A 13,046-nucleotide genomic window follows, 5' to 3' on the forward strand; every position below is an offset into this window, starting at 1 on the left:
GTCATAGAGCAGTCTGGTGGCCACTGGCGGACAGGGTGGGAGGAACGAGTGGTGGGCGTGGTCGCGCGGGAGATGTGGGAACGGTTCGAGCCGGTGCACGATCTGGTGTACTTCGCGCCCGAGGCCCGGCGGGCCGCGGACGGGCTGGGCATGCGCGGGTTCTGGATGGGCTACTTCGCGCTGCGGGCGGCCCCGCTCGGCGCCGTGTCCCCGTCCGTGGTGACGAGCGGTTTCTACGTCTTCCACCCCGCGCGGGTGGCCAGGGCGCTGCCGGACGCCTGGTCGTACGCGGCTCCCGGGCAGGTGCTGGCCGCCCGCTCGGAGGCGATGGAGGCGGCGATGACCCGCCTGTTCGGGGCGGAGTCGGTGGAGTCCGCCGCGCTGGCCGAGGCGGCCGACCTCGCATGGGAGGCGGCGGCCGGCGCGGACACGGCGGGTCGGGTGCTGGCCGGCGCCAACCAGGCGCTGGAGCGGCCGGAACGACCGGCGGCACGACTGTGGCAGGCCCTGACGACCCTGCGCGAACACCGGGGCGACGGACATGTCGCGGTCCTGGTGGGCCAGGGGCTCGGGCCGGTGGAGGCCATGGTGCTCAAGGCGGCCGCCGGGGAGTCCGACGGACCGTTCCTGCGCGAGACCCGCAAGTGGCCCCAGGAGGACTGGACGGCCGCCGGGACCGCCCTGCGGGAACGGGGCCTCCTCACCGCGGACGGCGCGCTGACGCCGGCGGGCGAGGCGGAGCGCGCGCTGGTCGAGAGGCGTACCGACGAGGCGGCCGGGCGGCCTTGGGCGGCGCTCGGCGCGGAGCGCACCGAGCGGCTCGCCGGGCTGCTGGAGCCGCTGGCCCGCACCGTCCTGGGCTCGGGGCTGCTGCCGCCCGGCAACCCGGTGGGGTTGACCGGACGGCTGCTCGCCGGCAGCCGCTCGGGTATCCGCTTCATGAAGCCGGTGCGCCAGACCGGTTGACCGGGGGGGCACGGCGAGCGCGAGGTCCGGCAGGCGGTCGAGCAGCACCTCCAGGGCGATCCGGGCGTGCGCGTCCGCGGGTGGTGGCCGGGCAGTAGTGGGCGCCGCCGCCGGAGGAGAGGTGGCGCGAACCTCGGCCGGCGAAGTTCCCCGACCCGGACCGCTTCGACGTGCGGGCCGGCCCCTGAGCCGTACCGGGACGACACGGGTAGTTACCGTCTGGATTTGGCCGGAATCAGTCGTAGTAATGGTCGAAGTGCCTTCAGGGAAGCCTCATTTGCGGGTCGTACGCTGAGCCCGTGGTCAACCGAGACGAGGATCCAGGGCAGGCGGCGTCCCGGCTCACCGGACGCCCGGTCGCGGGCGGGCCGCGGGCGTCCGGCACACCGGCCGAGGTGACGCTCGACGGCGGCACGGTGGTGATGGTCAAGCGCGGTGACGGCCCCGGCGCCACCCGGGCGGAGGCGGCCGGGCTGCGGTGGCTCGGCGAGGCGGCGGCGGTCCGGGTGCCCGCGGTGCTCGGGCAGGACGAGCGGTGGCTGGTCACCGAGCGGATTCCGACCGGGCCCCCCGACGCCGACGCGGCGTCGCGTTTCGGCCAGGATCTGGCGGCTCTGCACGCCGCCGGCGCACCGGCGTTCGGTGCGCCCCCGCCCGGCGGGCCCGAGGAGGCGTACATCGGCCGCGCGCCGATGCGCAACGCGCCGGCGCCCGACTGGCCGTCCTGGTACGCCGACCACCGGGTGCTGCCGGTACCTGCGCGCGGCGGTCGACGCGGGAACCGTGCGGCCCGGTGAGGCCGCCGTGGTGGAGCGGGTCTGCGAACTGCTGCCGGAACTCGCCGGGCCCGCCGAGCCGCCCGCACGGCTGCACGGCGACCTGTGGAACGGCAATGTCCTGTGGGGCACCGATGGTGATGTACGTCTCATCGATCCGGCCGCGCACGGGGGCCACCGGGAGACCGATCTCGCCATGCTCGGACTGTTCGGCTGTCCGTATCTGGAACGGGTGGTGACGGGGTATCAGGAAGTGTCACCCCTGGCCGACGGATGGCGGGAACGCGTGGGTATGCACCAGCTCTTCCCGCTCCTCGTGCACGCCGTGCTGTTCGGCCGTGACTACGCGGAACAGGCTCTCGGCGTCGCCCGGAAGGCCCTCGCACGATGAATCACGGGGCGGAGGCGCACCTTCCCCCGGCCCTCCTGCGTCCTACCACCGGACGCCGAACGGCCCCGCTCCGGACCATGGTCACGGAGTGTGAGGAAACCAACCACCCGTTCGATTCGTATAAGGACGTGAAAGCCGAATCAGGGAGAGAACAATGCAACCGTTCACGCTCAACTACGCGCGCCCCGCTGTGCAGTTGGACGTCACCACTCCGTACGCGTACGACTCCGGACTGCAGTTGAACGTCCTCCCCGACGGGCGGATCGCCGCCACGGACCACGCGACCCTGAGGGCTTTGGGGACAACGACCTCGACGGCCGGGTCCAAGACGCACTTCGACGACTGATGCGGGCCGGCGGATCATGACCGTGCTCATCCTGACCAGCGAAGAGGACGTGACGGCGGACATGGTGGTCCTCCGGCTGGGCGAGGCGGGCGTGCCCGTGGTCCGGCTCGACCCCGCGGACCTCACCAGCGGGGTGGCTCTGTCGGGTGAGTACGTGCAGGGCTCCTACGGCGGGCACCTGTCCGTCGGCGGGCGTCTGGTCGGCATGAGCGGCCTGCGCTCCGTCTGGGTGCGCAGGCCCGGGGCGGCGGCCGCGCGCGCCGCCCAGCCGTCCGCCTGGCTGACCGAGGAGGCGTCCCAGGCGCTGTACGGCATGCTGCGCTGTACCGACGCCCGCTGGATGAACGATCCGGACGCCGCACGGCGGGCCCGCCACAAGCCGTGGCAGCTGCGGCTCGCCCAGCACAGCGGGCTCGCGGTGCCGGCCACGCTGATCACCACGTTCCCGCAGGCGGCCAGGGAGTTCGCCGAGCGGTTCCCGGACCTGGTGGTCAAGCCGGTGTCCGGTGCGCACCCCCAGGAGCCGCCGCGCGCGGTGCCCACCAGCCGGGTCGCTCCGGACGCCGACTTCTCGGCCGTCGCCTACGGCCCGACGCTGCTGCAGCGGCGGGTGCCCAAGCGTGCCGACATCCGGCTCACCGCCGTCGGCGACCGGCTGCTGGCCGCACGCAAGCCGGCCGACCCGGACGCCCACCCCGACGACGTGGACGTACGCTTCGCGCCGTCGGTCTCCCCCTGGCTTCCGGCGGAGGTGCCCCCGCGGGTCGCCGAGGCGGTCCTGCGCTATCTGCGGGAGGCCGGGCTGGCGTACGGTGCCTTCGACTTCGCGGAGGACGCGGACGGGATCTGGTGGTTCCTGGAGTGCAACCAGTCCGGCCAGTTCGGCTTCGTCGAGATGGACACCGGTCTGCCGATCGCCGAGGCCATCGCACGGTGGCTGGCCGGGTACGGGGAACGGGTGACGCCCTGTGCCGACGGCGACCGGGACAGGGCGTCGTGAGGGTGCCGGGACCCGTACGGAGAGAGGAACGCGAGATGCGCATCGGACTGCTGGGTACGGGCCCCTGGGCCCGGGCGGCCTACGCCCCCGCCCTGGCCGGGCACCCCGGCCTGCACTTCGCCGGGGTGTGGGGCCGCCGCCCGGAGGCGGCCGGCTCGCTGGCCGAGGAGTACGGGGTCCGGGCGTACGAGGACGTGGACGCGCTGCTGGCGGACGTGGACGCGGTGGCCGTGGCGCTGCCGCCGGCCGTGCAGGCGCAGATGGCGGGGCGGGCCGCCCGGGCCGGCCGCCATCTGCTGCTGGACAAGCCCCTGGCGCTGGGGGTCGCCGAGGCCCGGGGGGTCGCCGAGGCGGCCGAGCGGGCCGGGGTGGCGTCGGTGGTGTTCTTCACCACCCGCTTCCAGAAGGAACCGGAGGCGTGGATCGACGAGCAGGCCGCGGTGGCGGGCTGGTTCACGGCGCGGGCCCAGTGGCTGGGCGCGGTGTTCACCGCGGACAACCCGTTCGCGGCCTCGCCGTGGCGGCGGGAGAAGGGCGCGTTGTGGGACGTGGGGCCGCACGCGCTGTCGGTGCTGCTGCCGGTCCTCGGTGACGTACGGCAGGTCCTCGCGGCGGCGCACGGCCCCGCGGACACCGTGCACCTGGTCCTGGACCACGCCACGGGCGCGTCGAGCACCCTCACCCTGAGCCTGACCGCGCCGCCGGCGGCGGCCGGAGCCGACCTGGAGCTGCGGGGCGATTCCGGGGTGGCGTTGCTGCCGAGGAGTTCCGAGGGCGCGGTTCCGGCCCTGGCCCGCGCCGCGGACGCGCTGCTGACGGCCGCGCGCACGGGACGCCCGCACGTCTGTGACGCCGGGTTCGGCCTGCGGGTCACCGAGATCCTCGCGGCGGCCGAGGACCGGTTGGCGGGGGCACCGGCCGACCAGGGATAGGGCGGGACGGAGCCGGGCGGCACGGCCCCGGGGCCGTGCCGCGCACCGGGAGCCCCGGGGCCGGTGGCGGCGTAGCTTGGGGATGTGACATCGGTGCACGGCAGGTCGTCGCCTCGGAACCAAGGGGAGCGCGGCTGGCTGCGGGGTGCGCCGCCGCCGCGCTGGGTGCGGGTGCTGCCGGTCCTGCTGCTCGTCGGGGTGACGCTCGGCTCCCTCGTGACTCCCCACGCCTCCGACCTCGGCTTCCTGCTGGGCGCGATCCCGCCGCTCGCCGTCCTTTCCTACGGGCCGCTCGCGACCGCCGTCCTCGGCGTGCTGGTCGTCGTGGCGCTGCACCTGCCGAACACCCATCTGAACCGTCCCGGCAACACCGATCTGCTCACCATCGTGTTCGTGGCCCTGCTGAGCGTGTTCGTCTCCTACGTCCGCAGCCGCCGTGACGCCCAGCTGGACACCGAGCGCGCGATCGGGGAGGCGGTGCAGCGGGCGGTGGTGCCGCCGCTGCCGGAACGCGTCGGCCGGGTGGGGTGCGCGGGCTTCTACCGCGCCGCCCAGGACGGGACGCTGGTGGGCGGCGACTTCTTCGACGTGCGGGAGGGGCCGCACGGCGTCCGCGCGGTGATGGGCGACGTGCGCGGGCACGGGCTGACGGCGGTGGCGACCGTGGTGTCGCTGCTGGGGGCGTTCCGGGAGGCGGTGCTCGACCAGCCCGACCTGGAGGCGGTCGCGGCCCGGATGGACCGCAGGCTGGCGGTGGACTCGGCCGGGGTCCGGCACGGGGAGCTGTTCGCGACCGCGCTGCTGCTGGAGTTCACGGCCGACACCCGGGCGGTCCGGGTGGTCGGCTGCGGGCATCCGGCACCGGTGCTGCTGCGCGCGGGCCGGGCCCGGGAGGTGACGGTGTCGGTGGCCCCGCCGCTGGGCCTCGGCCTGGTCGGTATGGACCCGCCGAAGGAGGTCACGGTGCCGCTCGGGCCGGGGGACCGGCTGGTGCTCGCCTCCGACGGCGTCTGGGAGGCCCGCAACGCCGCCGGCTCCTTCTATCCCCTGGCCGAGCGTCTCGACCGCTTGTCCGACACGCCGTCCGGCGAACTCGCCGACGCCGTGTGGGAGGACATCGCCCAGCTGGGCCACGACGTCCGTGACGACGCGACCCTGCTGGTCCTGACGCCCGAGCCCCCGCCCGCCTGAGCGGACCGCGGCCCGGTGGGGCGGGGCCCGGTGGAGGCGGGTGCGGGGGTGGGGGGTCAGCCCACGTCCCACAGGAAGCGGTGGGTGTGGATCCCGAAGTACGGGAAGGTCTGGATCTCGCGCACGCCGTCGAGGGGCCGCACCGCGTCGTTGACGAAGTCCAGCAGGTCCTTGGGGCCCGGCGCGACGACCTCGGCGAACAGGTCGAACCCGCCGGAGGTGAGCACCGAGTAGACCACCTCGGGGCGTGCGGCGAGGGCGTCGGCCACGGCACGCGGGTCGCCGTCGACGCCGATGCCGAGCAGTGCCATGGCCTGCCCGCCCATCGCCATCGGGTCGGTGACGCCGACGACCTGCACGGCCCGGGAGTCCAGCAGGCGCTGCAGCCGCTGGCGGGCCGCCGACGCGGACAGCCCGACCCTGGGCCCGAGGTCGGCGTAGGCGATGCGGCCGTCGGTCTGCAGCTCGCGCAGGATGGCCTTGTCGGTCTCGTCCATGGGTGCCACCGGCCCTCACCCCGCCAGTTCGGAGAGGGCGGCGGCGAAGACCTCGGTGTGGGTGTCGACGTCCTGCTCGGTGGTGTCGGGGCACATGAGGGCCATGTTGTGGAACGGGGTCAGCAGGATGCCCCGGTTGGCGAGGTAGAGGTGCAGGAAGTCCTCCAGCTCCGGGTCGGCCGCCGCCGCGGACTCGGTGCCCGTGCGCGGCGCCGGTGAGGTGAAGCGGTATTCGGTGCGGGCGCCGAGGCGGCTGACCGACCAGGGCAGCCGGTGCGCCTCGACCCCGGCCACGACGCCCGCCTCGAAGCGCTCGGAGAGTTTCGTCATGTGGGCGAACGCCTCGTCGGTGAGCACCTGCTCCAGCGTGGCCCGCATCGCGGCGACCGACAGCGCGTTGCCCGCGAGGGTGCCGCCGACGCCGCCCATGTCGACGAGGTCCAGGTCGGCGCGGCCCAGCAGCCGCTCGGCGAGGTCGGCGGAGAGCCCGTAGGCGCCGGCCGGGATGCCGCCGCCGATCGCCTTGCCGATGGTGAGCAGGTCGGGCTCCAGGTCCCAGGCGGCGGTGCAGCCGCCGGGGCCCGCGGAGAAGGTGTGGGTCTCGTCGTTGATGAGCAGGGTGCCGTGCCGCCGGGTCAGCTCCCTGACGCCGGCGAGGTAGCCGGGTTCGGGCAGGACGATGCCGATGTTGGTGAGGGCGGGCTCCATGAGGACGGCGGCGACGTCCCCGTGCGCCAGCTCCCGCTCCAGCCCTTCCAGGTCGTTGAACTCGGCCACCCTGCTGGTCAGGGTGACGTCGCAGGGGGCGCCGACGTTGCCCGGGCGGGCGGTGCCCCGGCCGTCCGGGCCGACGACGATCAGCGACTCGTCGACACTGCCGTGGTAGCTGTAGCTGTTCACGAGGATCTTGGGGCGCCCGGTGACCGCCCGGGCGAGGCGGATCGCCCACCGGTTGGCGTCCGTCGCGGTCAGCGCAAAGCTCCAGCGGGCCAGGCCGAAGCGGCGGGTCAGCTCGGCGCCTACCCACTCGGCGTCCTCGGTGGGCAGCATGGCGGTGGCCCCGCCCAGGCCGGCGAAGCGCCGGTCGGCCGCCTCGGTGACCGGGGCCGGCGAGTGACCCGCCATCGCTCCGGTGTCGCCGAGGCAGAAGTCGATGTACTCGTGCCCGTCCACGTCGGTGATCCGGGCGCCCCGGGCACCGGCCAGGTATCGGGGGAAGGCTCCGGCCGTCTTGTTCATCCAGGTCATCGGCACTCGGCCGAAGAGGTGGTCGGCCCGGGCATATGCCTCCCGGGAGCGCGGGTTGCGGCGTTCGGCCTCGGCGCTCTCGCGGGCGAGGAGGGAGTGCAGACGCGTGCGGTCCATGGAGCTACCTCGGTGGATGCGGTGACGGAACGGCACGAGAGTACGACCGAAAACGACGCAGACACAAGCATCGGCGCTCGAATCAGTTGACGGAACACTCGAATCGTGCGCCGGGCACGCGGGGCGGGAAGCCGAGGGTGACGCGTCCCCCTGCGGGAGCTGACGGAACCGCGCTCGGTGTTCGAACACACCGTCACAAACGCCATGCTGCGCCACCCCTTCCGCCAGGTAGAAATATCTACGAGCATGCATATGCCGGGTTGGCGTGCGGGCGCGCCGAGTGTCCGGCCACGGCCGTTTCCCACGCCCTGACGGACGAGCGAGGACACCCGGAGCAGCGCATGACGAACACGATGTGGATGCGGGGTGTGGAGTGGCTGGCCGCGTCGGCGGCCGATCCGCGCGCCTGCAAGTGGGAGTGGGACCACGGCGAGGGCATCGCGCTGCTGGAGGCGGGCCGGTTCTGGGACGTCCTGAGCGTGCCCGAGCGGCTCGGACTGCTCACCCTCGACCTCCTGTGGCGTCCCGGGCTCCCGGTACCGGGGCCGACGCTGGTGGACACCAAGGCGGGCCGGGTCGGGTTCCTGCTGCCGCCGGACCCGTCCGCGGCCTGGGTCGGCGCCGGGCTGCGGTACGCGACCAAGGGCTCCTGGGTGTCCGTCCCTCCCCCCTACCGGCCCGCCCGCTCGCTGGAGTGGCTGATCCCGCCCGACGGCACCGGCGCCCTGCACGCGCCCGGCACCCTGGAGGAGGCGCTGCGGGAGGCCAACGGCACGCTGGCGGTCCTCGCCCCGCTGTGCGGCCGGTGACGGCCGGGGCCCTCCGGTCGACCCCTCCCCCACCGGCGCGCCGTGAACGCGGCCCGGCGACGGCCGCTCCCGTCCCACCGGCACGGGCGATCCCCGAGCCGCCGTGAACAGGGCCCCCGGCCCCCTCCATCGGACACGGGCCCCCGAGCGGCCATGAACACGGCCTGGCCACCACCTCTCCCCTCCGACGGACACGGGCCACCCCCGAGCCGCCGTGAACAGGGCCCGACCACCACCTCTCCCCTCCGACGCACACGGGCCACCCCCGAGCCGCCGTGAACGCGGCCCCGCCACCACACCCCTCCGCCCCCCAACACGCACGCACCACCCCCCGAGCCGCCGCGAACACGGCCCCGCCACCCCCCCTCCCGACCCACCGACACGGACCGCCCCTGCACCCGCCGCCACGCGGCGAGTTGGGCGTGCACCGGCCGGGCGGGACGGTCACCGGGGCCCGGCGGCTCGCGCTCGCGCGGCCGACAGGCGGGGTGCGTGGGGCGCTCCTATGCTGAGAGACCGGGCTCCGACGTCTCGCCCACCGTGTGTCACCCCGCACGTGCCTGGAGGCAGCCCATGTCGCTCTCGTCCGCACGTCGCCGCAGGGGGGCCGCGCTCGCCGTGGTGGTGGGGACCCTGGCGGTACCGCTCACCGGCGCTCCCGCGGGGGCGGTGCCGCCGACGGTGCCCGCCGTCCTCGCCGCCGGCTCCCCCAGCCCCACGCCCACCGGCCCTGACGTCCGCGCGATCACCCCGGACGTGGCACGCCAACTGGACGCCGCCGTACAGAAGGTGATGCGGGAGGCGAAGGTGCCCGGCGTCACGGTCGGCCTCTGGACACCGGACCGGGGCAGCTACGTCGGCTCGTTCGGCGTCGCCGACAAGAGCGACGGCCGGGCCATGACGCCGGACCTCTACATGCGCATCGGCAGCGAGACCAAGACGTTCACCGTGACGGCGCTCCTGCAACTGGTGGACCAGGGCAAGGTCGGCCTGGACGACCCGATCGGCAAGTACGTGGACGGGGTGCCGAACGGGGACACGATCACGCTGCGGGAGCTGGCCGGCATGCGCAGCGGGCTGTTCAACTACTCGGAGGACGAGGGCTTCTTCAAGGCGCTCACCTCCGATCCGACCCGCACGTTCACCCCACAGCAGTTGCTCGCCTACTCCTTCAAGCACCCGGTGATGTTCCGGCCCGGCGAGAAGTTCTTCTACTCCAACACCAACCTCATCCTGCTCGGCCTGGTCGTCGAGAAGGAGACGGGGCAGCCGCTCGGCCACTACATCCAGCGGAACATCCTCGACCCGGCCGGCATGACGCACACGCTGTTCCCGGCCGGCGCGGAGTTCCCCGCCCCGCACGCGCAGGGCTACACGAACCAGACGGCCGACGGCCGGATCGCGGACACGGCGGGCTGGAACCCCTCCTGGGGGTGGGCGGCCGGCGCGATGATCTCCCGCCAGGACGATCTGCGGGTGTGGGCCCGCACGGTGGCCACCGGCCGGTTCCCGGACGGGAGCTGGATGGTCAGCCCGGCCACCCAGCGGCAGCGGCTCATCACGCCGCCGACACCGATCCCGGGCGTGGGCTACGGCCTGGGCATCTTCGACGTGCAGGGCTGGATCGGCCACAACGGCTCGCTGCCGGGGTACGAGTCCCTGACCGTCTACCTCCCGTCGGCCCGGGCCACGCTCGTGGTGCTGCTCAACACCGACATCGACCACGGCGGACAGGAGCCGAGCACACTGTTCGGCGAGGCGGTGACCAGGATCGTGACCCCGGCCCATGTCTTCGACCTGCCGGCCGAGCCCGCCGCCAGGTGAGCCGCGGCCCGGCCGGCGGCGGGTGCCGCGGCCGGCCGGGTGGCCCGATGCGCGGGACTCCGGCGGCATCAGGCCGAGGCGCGCGGGGCTCCGACCGGTCCCCCGTTCCGGTCGTGCCCCGCGGCCCGATGAATCTACGCGGGGTGACCGGGCGGCGGGTATCGCGCCGGTGCCCTCCTGGGAGTGGCGAGGACTCACTCGTGCACAGGTGAGTCCGGTTCGCCCCGGTTCACCTGCCGAGCGCGGGTACGGCGAGGGCGCCGGTGGACAGATGGGCCAGGACGACCTCGTACAGGTCGCTGCCCATGGCCAGCAGCTGGCGTTCCAGGACCGGTTCGGCGGCCCGGACGTGCTCGCGCACGGTCTGCGCGTGGACGCCCAGGTCACGGGCCGTGCGCTCGGCGTTGGAGTCCGCGGCGAGCCAGGCGCACAGGGTGCCGCGCAGGTCGCGGCCGTCGGCGTCGAGGCGGCCGAGGAGATCGTCCGCCCAGGTGCGCAGCGCGGCCGAGGTGAGCAGGTCGCCGAGGCGGGCGGGGGCCGGCGGGGGCGGCTCGTCGGAGTCGTGCGGCTCCCGCGCCGCCTCGGTGTTGAGCGCGAGGTGGGCGGCGGCGCGGGTGGAGAGGTCGGAGAAGTCGGTGCCGAGCAGGGTCTCGACCCGGTCCATGCGGGCACGGACGGTGTTGCGGCTGACGCCGAGCACCTTGGCCGCGTTGACCGCGGTGAACTCCAGGCCCAGCCGGGTGGTGGCGAGGAGTTCGGCGCGGATGTGGTGGGGCAGCCGGTCCAGGGGCCGCAGCACGCCGGCGGACCAGGCGCGCAGCGCGGCCGGCTCCATGAGGCGGGCGGGGCGGGTGCGTTCGGCGAAGACGGCCGTCTGGTCGGGGCGGAAGCGGGCGACGGCGAGGGCGCTGATGGCCTGCGCGTAGGCGGTGGCGGTCCGGGCGAGGCGCTGGCGCAGGCTGCCGCCGAGGAAGACGCCCGGCCGGCCGTCGACGAGGGAGCGCAGCCGCTCCCCCGCCGCCGGGCGGGGGGTCACGACGATGACGTGGCCGTCCATCGCCGGGCAGCGCACGACGAGGGCCTCGCCGCCGGTGACGTCGGCGCAGTCCTCGGCGAGGCGGTCCCGGTCCGCGGGGGAACCCTCCAGGACGTAGACCCGGGCCGCGTCGGCCTCGAGCAGCCCGGGCCACAGGCCCGCGGCGACCCGGCGGGCGGAGACGGTGTCCTCCACCATCAGCAGTTGCAGGATGGCGAGGCGCAGATCGGCCGTGGCGCGCCGCAGCCGTCGCCCGGCCTCCGTCAGCTCCCGCTCACGCAGCAGCAGTTCGAGGACGCTCGCGGTGCGGTTGACGATCTCGGCGGCGCGCCGGTCGAAGGGTTCGGGGCGGGAGACCGCGAGCACCGCGCCGGCCGCCGGGCCCTGCTGCGGGTGCGGTATGCCGACCATGCGGACATGGCGTCCGCCGTCCTCCAGGGCTGCCGCGGAGATCCGGCCGGTGACCAGGTCGGCGAGCACGGTCTCGTCGAGGGCCAGGGGTTCGCCGGCGAGGAGGCCGCCCCGCGCGTCCCGGAGGCAGACCACGGCCCCCACGGCGGGTCCGAGCCAGCCGACGACCCGGCGCGGTTCACGGCCCGCGGGGCGCAGGTGGTCCAGCAGCTGTGCCGCCCACGCGCCGTCGGTGTCCTGCGGCCGCCGGGTGTCGGGGGCCTCGTCGGCTCGGCCGGCCACGTCACCCATCTCCTCGTCCTCGGAAGTCCTGGGGTCGCCCCCGGCTTTCGTCTCTGGACGTTACCCCAGGGCCCGAAAGCGCCCGCCACCTGCCCGCCTACTCCACACGGGCCCGTCGTCCGTCGACAGGGGCCGGTCCGGCTCCCAGCATCACCTGATCACCGACGGTCACGGCACCACGCTCGCGGCCCTCCTCGCCGGCGGCAACCGCAACGAGCACGTCATCGCGGTACGGGAAACTGGCCGCAGTGGCGCGCCACATACGTGTCCAGCGGTTCCAGCGCACCCCACGCCTGGTCGAAGCTGTCGGCGAAGTACGCCAGGAAGTCGGCCCCCTCGACGCTGAACCCCGTCAGCTGCTGACGGCCGACTCCGGAGAAGGCGAGAAAGGTGACGGAGTCGTCCATGAGGCCGGTGTTGTGCCAGGTGCAGGAACTGGTCCACGGCATGACGCGGGCCTCGTAGGCGTAGATGTCCCTGACCTCCGCATGGTGTTCGTGCAGCCACCGCAGGTAGTCCGGCCGCGGCGTGCCGTCCCGCTCCGGGACGCCGATGATGCGCCGGACGCTGGCGCCCTCGCCGGAGTGGTCCCTGGCCCACTGCAGCACCGTGCTGTAGTACTCCGTCACCTCCGCCGCCCCCCAGTGGTTCGGCGGGTGAAGCCGGACGTAGGTGAGCCGGATCTCGCGGCGGGCCCTGCGGATCCGGTCGGCGGCGGCCCCGTAGAAGGAGGGCGGGTCCGGGTATCGCACCATCTCGGGCCGCAGCGCGTCCACGGGCGCCTCGGCGCTCCTGCGTTTGAGCGTGTCCAGTTCGATCCTGGCCGCACGCCACAGCTCCAGCCACTTCGGGCCCCATTCACCGCCCAGCGCCTCGACCACGCGGCGGCAGATCGCCTCGCCGGGCAGCCGCCGCCCGTTGAGGGCATCGCAGACCGTCGACTGACTGCACTGGGCCCTCGCGGCGATCGTGTTGATCCGAGGTCGGCCCGCGGTGGTGCGGAGCCGGCCCAGCTCCGATGTGAAGCGCTGTGCGGCCGACAGCGCGTCGCGCGGACGGTCGTCCATGGTTCTCCCCCCAAGAGCCTCGCCCTGGCCTGACTCCCGCGATCGTTCCACCCGCTCCGCCCAAGCCGCCGAACTTCATCGAATTCCATCGGAGAAGTCCGAATTCCACCGGCGTTTCCGAGAAGACCGGAGTCCCCCGGAATCCCTGGACCT

11 protein-coding genes and 2 pseudogenes are annotated in these 13,046 nt (G+C 74.3%); 9 read left to right on the top strand and 4 right to left on the bottom strand.

The features are described from left to right. The first annotated feature begins 72 nt into the window (after positions 1-72). From B446_RS03820 to B446_RS03845, 6 genes and pseudogenes are all read left to right on the top strand, one after another. Complete coding sequence (locus B446_RS03820; protein WP_052352242.1) at positions 73-966, top strand: SCO6745 family protein; 894 nt, start codon at positions 73-75, stop codon at positions 964-966. A gap of 299 nt (positions 967-1,265) precedes the next feature. Continuing rightward, positions 1,266-2,133 (top strand): annotated as a pseudogene (locus B446_RS03825) (fructosamine kinase family protein). Between the two features lie 154 nt (positions 2,134-2,287). After that, on the top strand, positions 2,288-2,479 hold the full coding sequence (tgmA, locus tag B446_RS03830) for a putative ATP-grasp-modified RiPP (RefSeq protein WP_020938095.1): 192 nt from the start codon (positions 2,288-2,290) through the stop codon (positions 2,477-2,479). Between the two features lie 16 nt (positions 2,480-2,495). Further along, positions 2,496-3,479 (top strand): ATP-grasp ribosomal peptide maturase, encoded by a 984-nt coding sequence (gene tgmB, locus B446_RS03835; protein WP_020938096.1) that lies wholly within the window; start codon positions 2,496-2,498, stop codon positions 3,477-3,479. Positions 3,480-3,514: 35 nt separating this feature from the next. Further along, positions 3,515-4,411, top strand: a complete 897-nt coding sequence (locus B446_RS03840; protein WP_020938097.1) for a Gfo/Idh/MocA family protein — start codon at positions 3,515-3,517, stop codon at positions 4,409-4,411. 84 nt (positions 4,412-4,495) lie between these two features. Then, positions 4,496-5,602: a PP2C family protein-serine/threonine phosphatase gene (locus tag B446_RS03845; protein WP_043474705.1), complete on the top strand. Its 1,107-nt coding sequence runs from the start codon at positions 4,496-4,498 to the stop codon at positions 5,600-5,602. Between the two features lie 56 nt (positions 5,603-5,658). On the opposite strand, the gene B446_RS03850 is transcribed toward B446_RS03845, so the two are convergent. Together B446_RS03850 and B446_RS03855 are read right to left on the bottom strand one after the other, a co-directional pair. After that, positions 5,659-6,099, bottom strand: coding sequence for an Lrp/AsnC family transcriptional regulator (locus tag B446_RS03850; protein WP_020938099.1), 441 nt, complete (start codon positions 6,097-6,099; stop codon positions 5,659-5,661). A gap of 15 nt (positions 6,100-6,114) precedes the next feature. Next, entirely contained in the window at positions 6,115-7,464 is a 1,350-nt protein-coding gene (locus B446_RS03855; protein ID WP_020938100.1) for a transaminase, read from the bottom strand. A 341-nt stretch (positions 7,465-7,805) separates the two neighbouring features. Between B446_RS03855 and B446_RS03860 the strand changes: the two genes are divergently transcribed. After that, a complete protein-coding gene (locus B446_RS03860; protein WP_020938101.1) occupies positions 7,806-8,273 on the top strand; it encodes a hypothetical protein in 468 nt (155 codons plus the stop codon). Between the two features lie 573 nt (positions 8,274-8,846). Continuing rightward, positions 8,847-10,097: a serine hydrolase domain-containing protein gene (locus tag B446_RS03865; protein WP_020938102.1), complete on the top strand. Its 1,251-nt coding sequence runs from the start codon at positions 8,847-8,849 to the stop codon at positions 10,095-10,097. A gap of 229 nt (positions 10,098-10,326) precedes the next feature. Here B446_RS03865 and B446_RS03870 read toward each other — a convergent pair whose 3' ends face one another. Next, positions 10,327-11,835 (bottom strand): helix-turn-helix domain-containing protein, encoded by a 1,509-nt coding sequence (locus B446_RS03870; protein WP_020938103.1) that lies wholly within the window; start codon positions 11,833-11,835, stop codon positions 10,327-10,329. Positions 11,836-11,929: 94 nt separating this feature from the next. Here B446_RS03870 and B446_RS39575 point away from each other — a divergent pair. Beyond that, positions 11,930-12,043: pseudogene (locus B446_RS39575) on the top strand (IS5/IS1182 family transposase); the annotation flags it as partial. Positions 12,044-12,047: 4 nt separating this feature from the next. Here the strand turns inward: B446_RS39575 and B446_RS03875 are convergent. Beyond that, positions 12,048-12,893: a helix-turn-helix domain-containing protein gene (locus B446_RS03875; RefSeq protein WP_043474709.1), complete on the bottom strand. Its 846-nt coding sequence runs from the start codon at positions 12,891-12,893 to the stop codon at positions 12,048-12,050. Positions 12,894-13,046: the final 153 nt, after the last annotated feature.

The organism is Streptomyces collinus Tu 365 (assembly GCF_000444875.1).
In the GTDB taxonomy this organism is placed as follows: Bacteria; Actinomycetota; Actinomycetes; order Streptomycetales; family Streptomycetaceae; genus Streptomyces; species Streptomyces collinus_A.